This window comes from uncultured Chitinophaga sp. (genome assembly GCF_937898475.1).
In the GTDB taxonomy this organism is placed as follows: Bacteria; Bacteroidota; Bacteroidia; order Chitinophagales; family Chitinophagaceae; genus Chitinophaga.
The window spans coordinates 1-18,155 of sequence record NZ_CALEJS010000033.1 but is presented as its reverse complement, the minus strand read 5'-3'; the positions used below and the strand labels follow the sequence as shown (position 1 = coordinate 18,155).

At 49.2% G+C, this 18,155-nt stretch carries 8 protein-coding genes; 4 read left to right on the top strand and 4 right to left on the bottom strand.

Annotated elements, in window-relative coordinates; translation table 11 throughout:
* Positions 1-3: 3 nt before the first annotated feature.
* From Q0577_RS20425 to Q0577_RS20410, 4 genes are all read right to left on the bottom strand, one after another.
* A complete protein-coding gene (locus tag Q0577_RS20425) occupies positions 4-2,889 on the bottom strand; it encodes a glycoside hydrolase family 38 C-terminal domain-containing protein (RefSeq protein ID WP_298739600.1) in 2,886 nt (961 codons plus the stop codon).
* Between the two features lie 488 nt (positions 2,890-3,377).
* Positions 3,378-4,883 (bottom strand): RagB/SusD family nutrient uptake outer membrane protein, encoded by a 1,506-nt coding sequence (locus Q0577_RS20420; protein ID WP_298739598.1) that lies wholly within the window; start codon positions 4,881-4,883, stop codon positions 3,378-3,380.
* A gap of 18 nt (positions 4,884-4,901) precedes the next feature.
* The gene (locus tag Q0577_RS20415) at positions 4,902-7,976 is read right to left on the bottom strand and encodes a TonB-dependent receptor (RefSeq protein ID WP_298739596.1); all 3,075 of its coding nucleotides are present in this window, start codon (positions 7,974-7,976) and stop codon (positions 4,902-4,904) included.
* A 149-nt stretch (positions 7,977-8,125) separates the two neighbouring features.
* Positions 8,126-9,421, bottom strand: a complete 1,296-nt coding sequence (locus Q0577_RS20410; protein WP_298739594.1) for a hypothetical protein — start codon at positions 9,419-9,421, stop codon at positions 8,126-8,128.
* Between the two features lie 239 nt (positions 9,422-9,660).
* Between Q0577_RS20410 and Q0577_RS20405 the strand changes: the two genes are divergently transcribed.
* From Q0577_RS20405 to Q0577_RS20390, 4 genes are all read left to right on the top strand, one after another.
* Positions 9,661-10,392, top strand: a complete 732-nt coding sequence (locus Q0577_RS20405; RefSeq protein WP_298739592.1) for a GntR family transcriptional regulator — start codon at positions 9,661-9,663, stop codon at positions 10,390-10,392.
* Positions 10,393-10,544: 152 nt separating this feature from the next.
* Entirely contained in the window at positions 10,545-10,925 is a 381-nt protein-coding gene (locus Q0577_RS20400) for a nuclear transport factor 2 family protein (RefSeq protein WP_298739590.1), read from the top strand.
* A gap of 238 nt (positions 10,926-11,163) precedes the next feature.
* Entirely contained in the window at positions 11,164-14,583 is a 3,420-nt protein-coding gene (locus Q0577_RS20395) for a hypothetical protein (RefSeq protein WP_298739588.1), read from the top strand.
* Between the two features lie 16 nt (positions 14,584-14,599).
* Positions 14,600-18,155, top strand: a 3,556-nt coding sequence (locus Q0577_RS20390; RefSeq protein ID WP_298739586.1) for a DUF6443 domain-containing protein, incomplete at its 3' end; no start/stop codon positions are given.

Here is an 18,155-nt window from a genome sequence, read left to right as displayed (position 1 = left end):
CAGTCAGTTTGTTGCTACATGTATCATGATAATGTCTCTTGCAGGCAGGGTAAAAGTATTCCCCAGCTCTGCGCCTTCTTCTTCCAGCAGGTTGCTTTGCCGTACCGTAAGGGATGATGACCGGTCCCTGGGAGACAAGCTAACTGTTACGGGTACGGATGCAGGATTTACAAGCTGTAACACCACACCTTTACTATTGCGGGCAGGATGGATGTTCTCTACATAAACGCCCTGCCCTGAAATATGGAAGAAAAGGGATTCTGTTGCTGCACCGGCTGCAGGTGCGGCTACCAGGGGTTGATGGTTGTCAAGTCCGTAAGCATTGGCGGCCGCAGCGTCATAGCCGCTGTTATGTGCCTGCAGGTAATAATGGAAGGTAGCAGGGCCTTCCTGGCCGGCGCGGAAATTGGTATGCCAGAGATTGTTCATCACCCAGGAAGAGATGGCGGGCTGCTGTTCCGTATATGTTTTCCATAAAGGAGAGTTATGCAGGCCGCCTATCAGGCCGGCAGTAGTGGTGGTGCGGCCAATCTCGAATAAAGGCGCATCCGGACTGGACCAGGTAATACCCAGTTCGCCATTGGAAATATCCACCCAGCGTTGCAGCGTATACCAGTTCCTGTTAGTATGCGGCAGCTGGTCGGCTTCTGCAGTGATGCTTCCCCAGGGAATGCTGTATCGCACCTGCGCGCCGGGAATATGGAAAGGAAACACAAAATGTACGCTCTCCTTGCTGGTGATGGCTTTTTTATCGATCGTGTTGATGAGCGTTACGCGATCTTCATCCGCCACCAGGCGGATCTCTCTTTGCAGCTTGCTGGCGCCCGGCGCAGCTGAGGTTACGAGGAGGCTGACCACTAGCGGACCTTTTTCTTTAATGCTGATAGTGGGCTTAGCTGCATACCGGATCTTTTCCAGTGAATCGCCCGGCAAGTAGGTGTATTCGTTCAACCCGCCCGAGTCGGCGAGGTTTTGTTCAATACCTTTCCTGGTGAGGCGGACAATGTTACCGGTATTGCCGTCCAGTGTTATGGAATAGATCCCGTTCTGCAAAGTATGATCAGTAACGGTTGCCCGGCCATCGATGTACGCCGCGCCTGCATGAATGGTAAAGCGTTGTTTGGAAAAAGGCGGCAGCGATTTTACAAACACGGCCAGTTCACCATTGGAGAGGCGCTGCGAAGGCACTTTTTTGCCTTTACTGTCTTTTACCAGATCGCCTGCTGTACTGAGCGCTGCGGGGATGGTCACCAGGCCGCTGCGTGTATGCGACAAAGTATTGTAAATATCTACTGCATTAGCAATGCCCTGATCCGCATCGGTGCTTTTGGTCAGCAACACTTTCGTGAGGGAATCTCCCCGCAATGCAAATGCCTGCTTATAGGCCCATTGGGACAGCACCTTCGGATCTTCCGGATGGGATACACTGTTGAAGGCGCCCCAGGTATGTTCGTTAAACATCACGATATTAGTCCAGGCAGAATCGAAATCACGGGAAGGATAGCCTGCCTTGTTACGGATGGCCCAGATGGCGGCGGCCTGTTGCAGCTGATCGGAAGCACGGCGGTTAATGCCGGTTTCACGTGCGGCAGAGGCAATGCCATCTGTCCAGAATTCTGTATAATCGCCGGCAATGACGGGGATCTGGTCTTTATAATTCGCTTCCAGGTCCTGGAAGAATTGTTTAACAGAGCAAATGATCAGGCGGGGAGAGGCATAACGTTCATTCCAGGTCTTTACCGCTTCGGGCAATTCAGGATCAATGGGCGCGTTGTCGCTCATGGCCCAGGTGAGCAGGGTCATATTATATGGCGCCTTTCGCTGTTCCAGTTGTGCCAGGTAGTTAAAGAGGAAGGGGTTAAGAAAGTTGTCAGAAGGTTTACCGGTAAAATAAGGTTTGGGTTCATCAATGGTGAAGAAGTTCGGGATCTTGCTGCCCTTCAGCTTATAGCCAATAGAGTAGGGGGAGGATTGATAGAACAGCAGTTTTTGTTTACCCGATGGAGAGACCCAGTAAAAGGGATGATCCCGCCAGGTATCGGCGCTGCCAATACGGTCAGAGGCATTGGGCGCACTCAGGAAATACCGGATGCCGCTGATGTCAGCCTGGCTCGAGAGGCCCCAGGAAGCGCCGGGCACATCGCCCTGGAACATGGTATGGACCTCCATGCCATGGTCTTTTGCCAGGCGGGTACCTGTGTAGAACATGTGCAGCAGCTGCGCCGGACTCGTAGCACTGGTATTGATATTACCATAGCCGCCATCCAGGTTGATCCATCCTTTCTGAACGGCATCCCAGAAGCGTTTTTGTTTGGCGGCATCTGCATCCGCCAGGTAATGTTCTACCACCCAGATGGCTTCTGTATTCCACTTAAAACGGGCTTCGGGCGGATAGCTGGCAGAATGTTCGGCTATCTTGATGGCTTCGTCTATATTATTCTTATGGATGTCCAGCACTTTAGCCTGTACATTGGTATAGCCCACATCTACATGAGAATGCGGCATCACATACACCTTCCAGTTGCTGCGGGCGGGCGTCACAATACAACGAGCCTTATAGGTCTGCTTGCCGGAGCGTAACGCCACCGACAACTGCATATCCTTATTCACCGGCTCACCGGGCAGAGGGATCTCAAATACAGAGATACCTTCCGCAGCGGCAGGGATATCCAGGCTGTCCTGGCGGCCGTTAAAGGAAAATACCAGCTTACCGGGCGCGTAGCTCATCCCACCATGAAAAAGCAGGCGTACCATCCTGCAGGCGCTGTTGTTATGATGCAGGTAGGCAATGGTAGGCTGCAGCGCTATGGAAGTAAAATCCTTTTGGTGCTGCGCAAAACAAAAGCCCGGAAGTAAACAGGAAAAGAGTATGAGTTGTCTTAGTTTCATTCGCAAAAGGTATATGTACAAACATATGGACATAATTCGAGAAAACAAACAGTTAAGGGTTTGAAAGTTTGAAACGATCTCCCTCCCGTCATAGCGGGAAGCCTTCCAGACCCCGCGCGTGGCGCAACGAAGCAATCCTTTAAATGGCAAACGGGTCTTCATCTCCCGTCATAGCGGGAAGCCTTCCAGGCCCCGCGCGTGGCGCGACGAAGCAATCCTTTAAACAACTAACGCTGAAGATTGCTTCGGCCCGGCTCCCTCAAAGGCCCTTCGGGCCTTGCATTGACGGGATAGTAGACCCGTTTGCTTCTCCTCCCCGTATTGCAGGCAGCCGCAACGAAGCAATCTCCAAACGCTAAACCGTCTTTCGTTGGAGGTTCAGGACGGCCGGGCTGTAACCCGGCCGCACCCCTGAACCTTAACTCCAACTTTTAAACAACCAAAAACTTTCAAACCCTCAAACCATCCAGTATGTATGAACATATGAATTAGAACCCGGGGTTGTTCGGCAGCAGATTCGGGTTCACATCTGTTTCCTGCTTCGGTAACGGGAATAACAGCTGTTTCTCCCCGAACGTCGCCCCGAACACCGTTTTATGCCCCACAAAATTGTCCCAGGCGCCGGTTACATCGTTATGCACCTTCCTGGTACGGATCATATCAAACCACATCTTGTTCTCAAAGCACAGCTCATAATAACGTTGCAGCCATACTTCCTGCTCAAAGGCCGCCTGCGACATTGCCGCGATGGGCGTCAGTCCTGCCCGTGCGCGGATCGCATTCACGTAAGTGATGGCATTGGCATTCGGACCGCCTTCCGCCCGGTTGGACGCTTCTGCATACATCAGGTATACATCGGCCAGGCGGTACAGCGTATAGTTCAGGTCTGATTTGGCGGTGTTGGCCACTGCTGCAGAATCAAAGTACTTATATACATATGTAGCATGGAAACGCACGGTATCAGTGCTGTTGCGCTTCTTATACTTCGTGAAGAAGAACTGCCTTTCCTGCACCCTTTTATCACCGTCCGGGAAAGATGCAATGAACTGCGGCGTAGGATATACCGATCCATATTCATCTGCATAAGAGGAGATCCCTGCATAGTTGGGCAGCAGCAGCGGTGTCAGCGGATTAGGCGCCGGTACCGATGCGGCATACTGCACCTGGAAGATGAATTCGCCCCTGTTCTTGTTGGCCGGGTTATTCATGTCTGTATAGCGGGAGAACAGCGAATAACCGCCGTTATCGATCACCTCTTTGGATCTTTTGGCAGATTCTGCATAGTACTGGTTGCCGCCATTGATGGCTGCACCGGCGTAGGTCAGGTATACATCGGCCAGGATGGATTTTACCGCGCCCAGTGATACATAGCCGTTATTGTCCTGCCAGGGAAGGGTAGCGGCTTCGGCGGTCAGCAGGTCTGGTATGATGATGCTGTCGTAAATGGCCTTTGCAGGTGTACGGTGCATATTGATCTGGTCCACGCTGGTAGCTACAGTGGTTACCATCGGCACTGCGCCGTACATGCGTACCAGGTAGAAGTAGAAAAGCGCCCGCAATGCATGCGCTTCGGCCAGCATATTGTTTTTGGCGTCATCAGGCACACCGGTTACCTTGGGAATATACTCCAGCGCATTGTTACAGGCGCCTACGCCCAGGTAGAGCTGCTGCCACCAGGTGTCCACATAGAAAGAAGTGTTGTTATAGCTCAGGTTCTGGAAATTCACAAAACCGGTTTGCCCCAGATCGCTGTTGGCTTTGCCGGTCATAAATTCCAGCAAATTGTAGGTATTGCCGCCATAGGAGCCAGACTGCCCGTTGAGCAATCCCGTAAGGTTCTGATAACAGCCGTTTGCAAATGCACGTGCCACTTTTTCACCGGCAAGATCAGCGCCGGGAGAAATGAAACCGGTAGGCTTTTCTTCCAGGAACTTTTTACACGAAAAGCTCAGTAGTATCAAAGCCGCTACCAGGATATGTTTTAATGCCTTCATTGTTTTCAATTTGAATTGTTAGAAGCCTAATGATACGCCCAGGTTCCATACGCGGGGCCTGGGATAGGAGAAGAAGTCCAGGTTCTGTGAAAAACCGGTGTTGGAACCATAACCGGAAACAAAGGTGTCTACCTCGGGATCGTAGCCGGTATATTTGGTGATCAGGAACAGGTTCTGTACGCTGGCGTATATACGTAATTTCTGGATGCCTGTTCGCTGGTTAAAGGAAGCCGGCATTGTATACCCCAGTGTAAAGTTCTGTCCGCGGATGTAAGAGCCATCTTCTACCCACCAGGTATCAAAATGTGAATCCTGTGTGAACTTATAGCTGCGTACCTGGGCGATCATTGTATTCTGGTTCTGTGGTGTCCAGGCATTCAGTACGGTAGCAAGGCTGTTGGCCAGTGTCTGGCGATCCTCTGTAGAATGTTTAAAGGTGGCGGCAGTATTTACGCCCTGTACAAAACGTATGTCAAATGAGAAGTCCCAGTTCTTGTAATTGATCGTGCTGGAGAAAGTGCCTGTCCATTTGGGATAGGCGCGTCCGATGATGCTGTAGTAAGGGCTGCCGTCTTTGTTATAGAGATATTTCCTGTCGCCGGGTTTCAGGCTGTGCTCCGCTGCTTCTGCCGCTTCGTCTTCACTATAGGTGCCCAGGCGGGTCATACCGTAGAAAGATCCGATAGGAGAACCTACGCGCAGTACATTCGTTTGCCCGAGGAAATTAGGGCCCGGGAAAATGTCTGCATTGCCCTGGTTCAGTTTCAGGATCTCGTTCTTGTTGGATGCGAAGATGTAGTCGGTAGACCACCTGAAGTTTTTAGACTTGATATTCTCCGTATGCAGGTTCACTTCTATACCGGTGTTACGTACAGAACCTACGTTCTGGTAGATATTGGCGTCCACCATACCGGCAGACCATGCAATGGGCGCCTGCAGCAGCAGGTCTTTGGTGGTACGGCGATAGTAGTCCACGTTCATATTGATACGGCCGTCAAACAGGGCAGCTTCCACACCGGCGTCAAACTGCAGGGAGCGTTCCCATTTCAGGCCGGAGTTGCCAATATACCCCGGCAGCAGGCTGGCCTGGTTGGCGCCTCCCAGTACGGTATTGTTGGGCGAAATCTGCGGCAGTGAACGGTACTGCGGTATTTCCTGGTTGCCGGAGAGGCCATAGCTGGCGCGCACTTTCAGGTTGTTCAGCCAGGCATATTGTTTCATGAAATTTTCTTCAGAGATATTCCAGGCGGCGCCCACAGAAGGGAAGAAGCCGTATTTGTTGTCTTCTCCGAATTTGGAAGAACCATCATAACGGCCGGTAGCGGTGAACAGGTATTTGCCGTCTATGTTATAGGTAACACGTGCAAAGTAGGAGTTCATCGTCCATTTATAATCCGACGAACCAATGGCCTGGCGTACGGAGCCGGCGCCCAGGTTATGCCACTGGAAGAAATCGGAGATGAAATTCTGTGACTCTGCGTTGGACTGCTCCTGGTTATACTGCTGGAAGGAGATCCCCAGCAAAGCCGTCATTTTCTGACGGGCATTGATCTGTTTGTTCCAGGTGAGGTAGTTCTCAGACTGCCAGTAGGTGTTGGTGAAATTAGTGATGCTTGCATCGCCGCCCTGGTCTTGCGACAGGTGAGGCAAGTCTATGCCTGAGTAGAAATTGTTCTTTTGTCCGTTGAGGTTATAACCAATGTCTGTTTTAAAATCGAGGTCTTTGGTAATGTGGAACAGGAGGTAAGCATCTCCCATCGCCAGCAGGGTATTGTTGATGGTGTACCTGCTCTGGGCGATGTGCACCGGGTTGGGACCGCCTTCCAGGCCTGCGATGTCGTTATTACCTGCCCAGGTGCCATCCGGGTATTTCACCGGCAGGATGGGCACTTCTTCTGCCACCATGCGGGGTACGTTGAGGGCGCCGTTACCGTCTGATACCACCCTTTGTTTACCGGAGATGAAGGAGATGTTGCCGCCAACAGTGAGCCATTTATTGACGTCGTTATCCATCGTTAAGCGCACAGAATAACGTTTGAACCAGGACTCCAACATCAGGCCGTTCTGGTCCAGGTAACCCAGGGAAAGGCTGTAAGCCGATTTTTCGCTGCCGCCCTGCATCAGCAGGTAGTGGCTGTGAGAAACAGCGGGTTTGTACACTTCTTTCTCCCAGTTGGTATTGTACAGCGGTTTGTCGTTTTCATCAAACAGTTTGGGCAGGCTGGCGTGGTTCAGCTCCACGGGCGGGGCCCAGGTGCCGCCTGCAGGGTCGAACTTGGTAGCATTGGCAAAGGCTTCGTTATACACTTTGATGAACTGGTCTGAGTTCAGTGTTTTCACATGCCTGGCCAGCGTGCTTACGTTCACGTTACCTTCGTAGGAGATGCGTGGCGCGCGGTCGCCGCGGATACCCCGTTTGGTGGTCACCAGGATAACGCCGTTAGAGCCCCTGGCGCCGAAGATGGCGGTGGAAGAAGCGTCTTTCAGCACTTCCAGGGAGGCGATGTCACTTGGATTGAGCTGGTTGGCATCTACGCCGATCACACCATCCACCACGTACAGCGGATCAATGTTGGAGTTGATGGAGCCGATACCGCGCACCCTCACCTTCGCTGTCTGTCCGGGTGCGCTGCTGTTAATGTTTACATCCACGCCGGGTATCTTGCCCTGCAGTGCCTGCGATACATTGGGTACGGGCTTGTCCATCAGCTGTTCTGCCTTGATGGTGCTTACCGCACCGGTAAGGTCAGACTTCTTTACAGTACCATAACCAACCACCACCACATCTGTGAGCTGGTTGGCTTTCATTTCAAGACCAACATTCAGCGTGGTCTGGCTGCCCACCGGTACTTCCTTGGGGGCATAGCCGGTGTAGGAAAAGATCAGCACAGAGCTGCTGCCGGGCACCGTAATGGTATAGTTTCCGTCTACATCCGTAATGGTACCGGTGCTGGTACCTTTCACCTGTAGGGTCACGTTGGGCAGCGGCGATGCGTCTTTTGCATCTGTAACCCGCCCGCTTATACGGAGCTGCGCCATTACATTTACTGCAAGCAGCATACATGCAATGACAAAAATGAATCTTTGCTTCATAACCTGGTTTTTTTGTTTATGAAAGGATGTTTAAAAGTGGAGATGGCAGTTTTTCAGCAGCCAGCAACAAAGCTGTCAGCCGTTAGTGATCGCAGCGAATACAATCACCAACAACAACAGCTAAAAGCTGACGGCTAATAGCTAACCATTTATTTATTTAGCATGGCCCACTGTCGTAATAACTGAATAACATCGTAGAGTACTCCCGCTTCCCCCCTGAAATCTCCCGAACCTTTTGGTTGACCCGTTTGTACATCGTACCACTCGAAAAAGCCTTTGTTGGCAATGGCCCTGTCTATCATGGGGGTCAGTTCGTCACAGGCTTCTTTAATAAATCCATTTTTGATAAGCGCCTGTATCATGCGACCCCCAAACCAGGTCCAGTCGCCCGCGTTCTGATACAGGTACGGCTTCATATTCGGAAATTCTTTTAGCGGATAGGGAGGATAAACGGTGATGCCGATGGTAGCATGTTGTTCTTTACCTGCGGCCTGTACCATTTGCCGGTTGATGGCGGCAATTTCTTCGCGGGTATGGAAGCCGGCCAGAATGGCGCAGGCGGTTCCGCCGGTATATAGGATCTCCTTTTCATTAAAGGCGGGAGAGAAGGGACTGCCATTGAGATAGAGATGCGGCAGATACTTTTGTGCGTTCTTCATCCAGAGATGTTTGCGAACATCGGCGCGCACCTGGTTTTCAATATTTTTCCAATTCTTCAGCGGTTTGTAACCGGGGGCTAACATGGCCTGCAGATCCTGCAGAGCGAGTACGAACATCGCGTTGTCATAGATATCGATGGCCCATTTGGTTTTGTCGTTGATAGCAACACCCCAACCGGTTTCCGGTTGCACATCGCCCCAGTCTATAGTGGTGGCGCCGGTGATCAGTCCGTAATCAGGCGACCATCTTTCGCGGAGTAGGTAATCCAGCGCGGTTTCCATGCGCTGCAGCACAGATCTGCCGTCTATTTGTATGGTAAGGATGGAGCGGTCGCCGGTGGCGTCAATATATTTCTTCACGGCCTGGATCAGGGAAGATTCCTGGTCTGTTTCCACCGTGTTCTTGTGGGCGGCCCAACCGGGGGCCAACGCCGAATAGCGGAATTTATACCCCCCGCTGGCTTTTGCCGTGTCGATCATGCCGTCTACGATATCGCCGCCGGGGCCCTGCATTTTGAAAAACAGCAGGAGCATGTCTTTCACTTTTTCCGGCGGATGTACCTGCAGCGAGCCATTGATGAAGGTGTTGAAATCCCTGATCCAGACTTCCCCGTAGGAAGTGCCGGCGGTGAAGCCTGTCAGCAGGCGAAGTGCGCGTGCCTGGATCGTGTCCAGCCGGCTATCTGCCAGGATGGTAGCTGCCAGTTGATCATTGCCCGTTTGTGAAAAAGAGAGCTGAGCGCAGAGTGACATGCAGATAACGTGAAGAATAACGAGGAGCTTCATGCAAATAGCCCGGTTTAATATGTACAAACATATAAACATAATTTTATTTTTGCAAGTAGGCAGGAAAAATAATAACAGGCGGGCGGGAATACTTTGTTTGTATTGATAAACAAATGTTTAGACTGGTTGTGAGGGATTGCTGGCATACTGGCAGGGGTTTATCATGACCAGACATACCATCAAAGTGGGAGGCAGTCACGTCAGATTTTTTATTAATTTGCGCGTTACCTAATGCGACTATGAACTTTAGTATTGACCACAAAAATCCCCTGCCGCTGCATCTCCAGGCGGAAAACTTGTTGCGCGCCATTATCAATGACCCGCAATATGCGAACGGGAAATTCTTACCTAACGAAGTACAGCTGGCCAAACAGCTGGCTATTTCCAGGTCTACCTTACGGCAGGCCCTGAACAAACTTGTATACGAAGGATTGCTGGTACGGAAGAAAGGTATCGGCACAAAAGTGGCCGAGCCGGCCATCAGCTCCAAGTCCAAGAACTGGCTGAGCTTTACCCAGGAAATGACGGCCCGCGGCATCACCATCCGCAACTTTGAGCTGCATGTTACCTGGGTAACGCCGGATGAAAGTGTGGCAAATTTCTTCGGCATCGGTACCGATAAAAAGATCCTGAAGCTGGAACGCCTGAGAGGCAAGGCAGAAGGGCCCTTTGTATACTTTATCTCTTTTTTCCATCCCCGGGTAGGGCTTACCGGTGAAGAAGATTTTAAACGGCCCCTGTATGATATCCTGGAAAAGGATCACCATGTAATAGCCACCCTGTCTAAAGAAGAGATCAGTGCAAAAACAGCGGATAAATTCCTGGCAGGCAAACTGGAAGTGGAACCGGGCAGCCCGATACTTTCCAGGAAAAGATTTGTGTATGACCAGGGAGAAAGACCGATAGAATATAACCTGGGATATTACAGGGCAGATAGCTTTGTGTATACGGTGGAGAGCAGGAGAGAGTAGGCGGCAGGAAAATCTAACCTGTGGCCTGTTTAGAAAATTAGGCTAAGCGCCTGATATGTCTAAATCCACCCTTCATAATGTCTATTTAGCACCTCCGCTAAGTATTCGCTCTACTTTACTTTTGTTGTACAATCACGCCAAAAATAAAACCGATGGAAAACGTACAACAAAAAGTAATGACTACACAGGAAGTAGCTGCCCGCTTTCATAAACTCGCCCAACAAGAGAAATGGTATGAGATCCAGGATGAATTCTTTGCGGATAATGTAAGGAGTATAGAGCCTGCAGGCTCCCCATATTTTAACGATGCTGAAGGCAAAGCAGAAGTGCGTAAAAAAGCCGATAGCTTCATTAAGCGGATAGAAGCGGTGCACCGGCTGTATACCAGCGAACCGATTGTGACCGGCAATCATTTTGCAGTAGTGCGGGAGAAGGATCTCACGGTACAGGGGCATGGCATGGTACAGATACACCAGATCATGCTCTATGAGGTAAGAGACGGGAAGATTGTATCGGAGCAGTTCTTTTATTAGCAATCTGGCTTCCCCCGTACAGCCTATCCCCCTGCACCTATATTATTTTGGATTTAATACTATATTGCTCTTGCAAATTAATGCAAAAGTAGTTTCTTTTGTACCCAGCTATACCTTGAAAGTTTTGTTGTTGCCCGTAAAAAGATAACCCTGGCTTTCATCTATACGCAGATAGTATGCGTGCCCAGCATGCAATTTGCGGCAATATTCAATCTAATGTAAGAAATCCTGTACCGGAATGCATAGAAGTATTTTGTCCCTATTCAAAGTGCCATTCAGGCGCCTGTTTGTTACGGTTTTCCTGTTATGCCACATCCAATACGCTACTGCCCAAAATGGTCTTCCGCAACTATTGCCGCCTTCCCCCGAGGCCGCCGCATTGTTTAAATACCTGGATTATGGTGTTGATTACAGTTCGGGAGTGCCACAGATCAACATCCCTTTATACGAAGTAAAATGTGGCAGCCTGCGTGTACCGATCAGTATCAGTTATTTTGCCGGCGGCCGAAAGGCCAATGATGTCACAGGGCCGGTAGGCCTGGGATGGAGCCTGAATGCAGGCGGTATGATCGCCCGGACCATCTATGGAAAGCCTGATGATCTGTCATCTTTTCCTCCCACCTGGAAACCGGAGGCCAACCTTACCAATAAGGATGACTATGATTACCTGGCATCGCTATATTATCCTGGCGGATACGATTCCCAGTATGATATATTTTCTTACACAGCAGGTTCTTACTCCGGCCGTTTTATAGCCGCAGGTTCATCGTCGGAATATAAACTGCTGCCTTTAAAACCTGTTAAAATTTTTAACATATCCGGAACTTATCCAAATAGGATCCTCGATGATAAGGGAAACGAGTATAACTATAACGTCGATGAAAAAGGGCAGATAGTAATGGGTTACTATAACCAACCCATTACAGCTAAATTACTGAGTTCCATAATATCGGCAGACAAGAACGATACCATTACGTTTACCTATGTGACAAAAGTACAAAAGAGCTACAGCGAAGGGGATCAGTATACATTGATCGATAATGACTCGCGAATTGACGCCATCCACTATTCCACGACCTATGCTGTTAACAGTAACTATAGGGAATATGCTATTCAGCGGATTTCGGAGATTAAATTCCGGGGGGGTAAAGTTAGTTTCATCCTGTATCCCTCATCAGACCGTATCAAAACCATAGAAATCCGGAATGATAACAATGTGCTTTTAAAGAGCATTGAACTGCAGTCGTCCCAGCTGGATTTTCCCGCTTATACCGGAACGGAGCCTACCTATAAACTGGATGCCGTACTATTCCGGGACAGCAATCTTCAGTCGATAGATAAATATAGTTTTGAATACAATGCCTCTTATAACTTCAGTGCAAAAGATCGTGATTTCTGGGGGTTCGTCAACGCTAATGCCAGACGTAACTCCATTCTTATCCCAAAATGGAATAATATCCAGGTATTATTTGGCCCCTTCGGAAACTCCCTTACGGAGTTTATCAACATACCGGGCGGGCAGCTGAATGGAGCTGACCGTAATCCCAATTCCAATTCGCAGATAGGAGTGCTTAAAAAGATCACCTACCCAAGTGGTGGATCAACAGCCTTCACATTTGAAAGCAACCAGTATGAAGATAACGGCATAAAAACCGGCGCCGGCTTGCGCCTGGCGCAGATCCAGCATACCGACGCCGATGGCCATACCTATTACAAAACCTATAAGTATGGCAGTGGAGAGTCGGGAGCCGGATATTATTCATATAGGCGGGTGCTGATGCAGGACCTGAGCTATGAAAAAAGGTATTTCACTCAACTGGATAATTTCAGTGATCTTTACGAAGATAATTTCCGGAAAAGAGTATATACCTCAGACCTGCTGCAGGAAATTGAAGAGAAAGCGTCTGCATTACCATATTATACAGAAGTTACGGAATACGATGGCACTCCTGCAAATAACAATGGTAAAACGGTTTATTCCTTCGATTTCCCTTACGATGTGATGCCGGTTATCACTTATCCCTCCCCGTCCTTTCCTGGTGTCCTGCCTGCTCCTTATCAATATCTAGACTTCAGTGGATTATCAGTAGACAACAACATTGCCCGCAGGCATATTAACAGATATGAACCCTGGAAAACAGCTGAACTGCAAAGCATCGATGTTTACAGGAACAATGGAAACAATACCTATACCCGGGTAAAAAGTATAGACAAGATCTATAAACGGACAGAAACAGAGCAGGTGAAGGGAACCCATATTTACAAGCTCCTTGAATTCGGTACCCAGGATAATACCACAGGATGGAACACCAATACGGAGAAACATGCCGCGCAATATCTGCTGCTTCCTGTATTCCAGTTTGCAGACTATACTATCACCATAGGCAAACAGGAGTTGGAAAGTGAGATAGAAAACGAGTTCAATGCAAGCGGAGAGATCGGGAAAATCACCACATATACCTATAATAACAGGTCATTACCGGTCAATATTAATACCGTTTCCAGTAAAGGTGACGAATTTAATGTTCAGATCAAATACCCTGCTGACTTCCTCTCTGATCCGCAAATAGGTGCCATTTCTCAAACTATGAATACAGCAAATATGCTCTTACCTGTAGAGCAGTTGCAGTTAAAAGGTAGTACCCTGTTAAGCGGCTCAAAGACCATTTTTAAAAACTGGCGCACCTCCGCCAATCCCCAGATTGCTTCCGAATTTATACAGGAAAAGAAGGGTAGTGGCTCTTACGAAAGCCGGGTACAGTTCTTTGGATATGATAATCGCAGTAACATCACCGGGATGTCAAAAGTAGCAGACGTCAGGCGTTCCTATATCTGGGGTTATAATAAATTATATCCTATTGCGGAAGCCATTAACGCTGCTGCCACCGATATTTATTATACTTCTTTTGAGGAAGGTGATGGCAATAGTACCGATGGAGATGCTAAGACCGGCAGAAAAAGCCACACCGGGGGATTCTCAAAGGTTCTATCCGGGCTTACCAATGGAGGATACACACTTAGTTACTGGCAAAAATCCGGCAGCAATTGGTCCTTACAGACCAGTAGTGTAAACGTCAGCAGCGGCACCTATACTATTAGTCTTTCCGGACAGGTGGATGAAGTGCGTTTTTATCCCGCTGCTGCAGAGATGAATACTTATACCTACGAGCCTCTCACTGGCATGACTTCCCATTGCGATGCCGGTAACCATACTACCTTTTATGAATACGACAACTATGGAAGGCTGAAACTGGTGCGTGACCAGGATGGAAAAATTCTTAAACAATATGACTACCAATACCAGTCTTCCTTTGCTGCCGATTGGCAGCCAACCGGTAATACCCGTTGCGAGAGAGATGCCTGGAATAGCTACACGGGCAACCAGGAATCAGAGGAGAAAGATGCCAATCCCTATAGTACTACTTATAATACGTTAAGGTGGGTGGTCAGCGGTGCTTCATCGGCCTGCCCCCGGACAGCCTGTACCGGGGATGGTAAACGACCTGTCAACAATGTTTGCCAAACCGGTACCAGGGAGCTGGTGAGTTCGGAGCAACTGGAAACCAGGAAGTGGCGCTGCACTTATTGGGTAACCTATTCTACCGGACCTGGCGAAATCATTTCCACCTTCAGCACGATCCCTTGTACAGAGCACTAAGAAAAACTAATTGAAAATGATCCGGTATAACGTTTATATAGTACTGACAATAAGTATACTCCTGGAATCAGCTGCTAATGTGGCTGCCCAAACTCCTGATAACAGCAGTGTCCGTCCGGCAGCCACCGCGCAGCCATTGCCTGCAGCTTACACAGGATCCTTTATCAACTATATCCGTATATGGGAACCCAATATGCCCACCAGCGACCCAGCTACGGTTGCTATTGCCACCACCGGTGAGGTAAAACTAACCACGCAGTACTTCGATGGACTGGGACGCCCAGTGCAGACGGTGATAAGGGCGGTCTCCCCTAACGGCAAAGACCTTGTAGCCCCTGTAACATACAATTCCTTTGGTCGGGAGCAATATAAATATCTGCCCTACGTGCCACAGGACGCTAACAATACAAGCAGCGATGGCTCTTTCAAGAAAAATTCCTTCAACGGCCAGCAGGCTTTTTACCAAAATGCTTCCCTGAATCCCGCTGCGAGTGGAGAGACAATTTATTATAGCCAAACCGAGTATGAAGCGTCTCCCCTGAATCGGGTGTTGAAAGCCTACGCTCCAGGTAACAGCTGGGCTTTGGAAGGTGGCAATAAGCCGGTAGAACAACAATACCTCACAAATTCCGCAGCCGATGAAGTACGTATCTGGGATATGCCAACCAGCGGCAATATCCCTACCAGTGCTACCAACCGCGTATATGGAGCCGGAATGCTTTATAAAAGCGTCAGCAAAGATGAAAAAGGCCTGCGTGCTGTGGAGTTCAAGGATAAAGATAACCGTGTTGTGCTGAAGCGGGTAGAGTTGACATCCAGCGCTGCAGACGGCCACCTTAATTGGTTAAGCACCTACTATGTTTACGATGATCTGGGCAGGCTGCGCTTTGTGATATCCCCCAAAGCCGTAGACCTGGTCAAATCCAACTGGGTTATAGATGCCAATATTGCCAATGAGCTTTGTTTTCAATACACCTACGATGATCGCGACCGTATGATCACCAAAAAGGTGCCGGGTGCAGATCCGGTGGAGATGGTGTACGACTTGCGTGACCGGCTGGTGTTTACCCGGGATGCTAACATGCGCAACGCTACCGACAAAAAATGGCTCGTAACGTTTTATGATGCGCTCAACCGTCCCACTATGACGGCTTTGTACGCTTCGGGAGCTACGCGGGAGACCCTGCAGGCCAGCATGAACACCGCTACTAGCAATACCCAGTCTATTAATTTCACTATTCCCGGCAAGGCGAACCTGGTATTGGGCAGTTATGATGGCCTTACTCACCTTTACCAGGCTACCGGTAGCATTGAGCTGGTGGATGGTTTTGACTCTGGCTCCGGGGCCGATATCGTGTTTGAGATTAATACCGGTATTAACCAGGGACAGGTTTCCGTTAATGCTACCAATCCTTTACCCAATATAGATGTAAATGCGCTCACTCCTCTTACCTATACTTTTTATGATAACTATAGCTTCCCTGGTGTGCAGGCTGCAGAAACGGCTGATTTCAGCAAACCACAGCCTGGCAGCAATCTTTATGCAGAGCCAGTAAACGCCACCAGCAGCATGACCAAAGGACTTGTCACCGGCACCAAGGTAAGAGTGCTCGGCACCAATGACTGGCTAACCACTACCACCTATTACAACGACAAAGGCCGGGTCATCCAAATGGTTGCAGATAATGCTGCGGGTGGCAGGGATGTGGTTACTAACCTGTACGATTTTAGTGGCAAGTTGCTGAGCAGTTATGTCCGGCACCGTAACCCGCGCAGCGGCGGTACTCCGCAGACCACCGTGCTCACAATGCAACAATATGACGCCGCAGGAAGACTTAAGACCGTAAAGAAGCGATTGAATGATAACAGTGCCTGGGAAAGGATTATAGCAGATAATATCTATGATGAACTGGGGCAATTGCAGACTAAACACTTGGGCATTAACGGTAGCAACGCTCCGCTGGAAAGCCAGCTTTACGAGTATAATATCAGGGGATGGCTGAAAGCGATCAACAAAAACTATGTAAATACTCCGGGTAGCATCAGCAACTGGTTTGGCCAGGAATTGAGTTATGACTATGGCTTTACGCAGAACCAGTTTAATGGCAATATAGCCGGCAGCAAGTGGAAGAGTGGGGGAGATAAGATCGCACGTGCTTACGGCTATAGTTATGATAACGTTAACCGGCTGACAGCAGCTGAATTCCGGCAGCAAAATGATGGCAGCACGAACTGGACAAAAGACCAGAAGGACTTTTCCGTAAGCGGGATATCTTATGATGCCAACGGCAACATCGGTGCTATGACCCAGAAAGGTATGATAGGCACTGCAGTTGCGACGATAGATCAGCTGACCTATTCCTACCGCACAGGCAGCAATAAGCTGGTTGCCGTAACAGATCCTGTTAATACGGTTAGCGCTAAACTGGGGGATTTTAATAACGGCGCCAATAGTGGAGACGATTACGATTATGATCTGAACGGCAACTTAACCAAAGACCTGAATAAGAACATTGCGGCGATCAGTTATAATCATCTTAACCTGCCGGAAAGTATTATTGTTAGCGGTAAAGGCAGCGTTCAATACCAGTATGATGCTTTAGGCAATAAGTTGAAAAAGACGGTGATTGATAATACCAGTACACCGTCAAAGACCCGTGTAACCGACTATATTGCAGGTTTTGTATACCAGGACAATGTACAGGAGCTGGTGAGTCATGAAGAAGGCCGTATGCGCCCGGTATTTGCCAACGGCCAGCTATCCAAATATGTGTATGATTACTTTCTCAAAGATCATTTGGGAAATGTCCGCACCGTGTTGACCGACCAGCAGGACCTGAGTATTTATACTGCTACCATGGAAACACAGCAGGCAGCGACAGAAGCCGCGCTGTTCAGCAACATTGAAGAGACCCGTGCTGTTAAACCGGTAGGTTATCCGGAGGATGAAACTACACCGCAAAACCAGTACGTAGCCAAGCTGAACGCCAAAGACGGTGGTAAGAAAGTAGGGCCCTCACTGGTCTTGAAGGTAATGGCCGGTGATACCATACAAATCGGAGCCAGGGCGTTTTACAAGTCAACCGGGCCGAAAAATAATAAAGGCGTAAGTCCGGAAGATATGGTGGCCAGCCTGGTCCAGGCTTTCGGCGGATCAAGCAGTGCCGGGTCTTCGCATGGTACCGGACATGCGGAAACCCTGTCACCTTTCCGCCAATTGAATGGTAATGACTATCTACGGTTAAAAGAACGCGATGCGGACCAGTACCAGCAGGATAAACCTAAAGCTTATCTGAATTTTGTATTATTCGATGATCAGTTTAACTTAGTGGAGGAGAATAGTGGGGTAAGGCAGGTAAAAGGAGAACCTGATGAGTTGCAGACGCTGGCGGTGGATAAGATGGTGATGGAGAAAAGTGGTTTTCTTTATGTGTACACCAGCAATGAAACGGAACAGGATGTGCTCTTTGATAATGTTACAGTACTGGCGGAGAGTGGGCCGCTGCTGGAGGAGACACATTATTATCCTTTTGGGTTGACGATGGCGGGGATTAGTTCGAATGCGCTGAAGG

What these genes read in the sequence shown, in the direction of transcription:
- Q0577_RS20400 (WP_298739590.1), top strand. Translation starts at nt 10,545, where the DNA reads ATGGAAAACGTACAACAAAAAGTAATGACTACACAGGAAGTAGCTGCC.
- Q0577_RS20410 (WP_298739594.1), bottom strand. Translation starts at nt 9,421, where the DNA reads ATGAAGCTCCTCGTTATTCTTCACGTTATCTGCATGTCACTCTGCGCT.
- Q0577_RS20405 (WP_298739592.1), top strand. Translation starts at nt 9,661, where the DNA reads ATGAACTTTAGTATTGACCACAAAAATCCCCTGCCGCTGCATCTCCAG.
- Q0577_RS20395 (WP_298739588.1), top strand. Translation starts at nt 11,164, where the DNA reads ATGCATAGAAGTATTTTGTCCCTATTCAAAGTGCCATTCAGGCGCCTG.
- Q0577_RS20425 (WP_298739600.1), bottom strand. Translation starts at nt 2,889, where the DNA reads ATGAAACTAAGACAACTCATACTCTTTTCCTGTTTACTTCCGGGCTTT.
- Q0577_RS20415 (WP_298739596.1), bottom strand. Translation starts at nt 7,976, where the DNA reads ATGAAGCAAAGATTCATTTTTGTCATTGCATGTATGCTGCTTGCAGTA.
- Q0577_RS20420 (WP_298739598.1), bottom strand. Translation starts at nt 4,883, where the DNA reads ATGAAGGCATTAAAACATATCCTGGTAGCGGCTTTGATACTACTGAGC.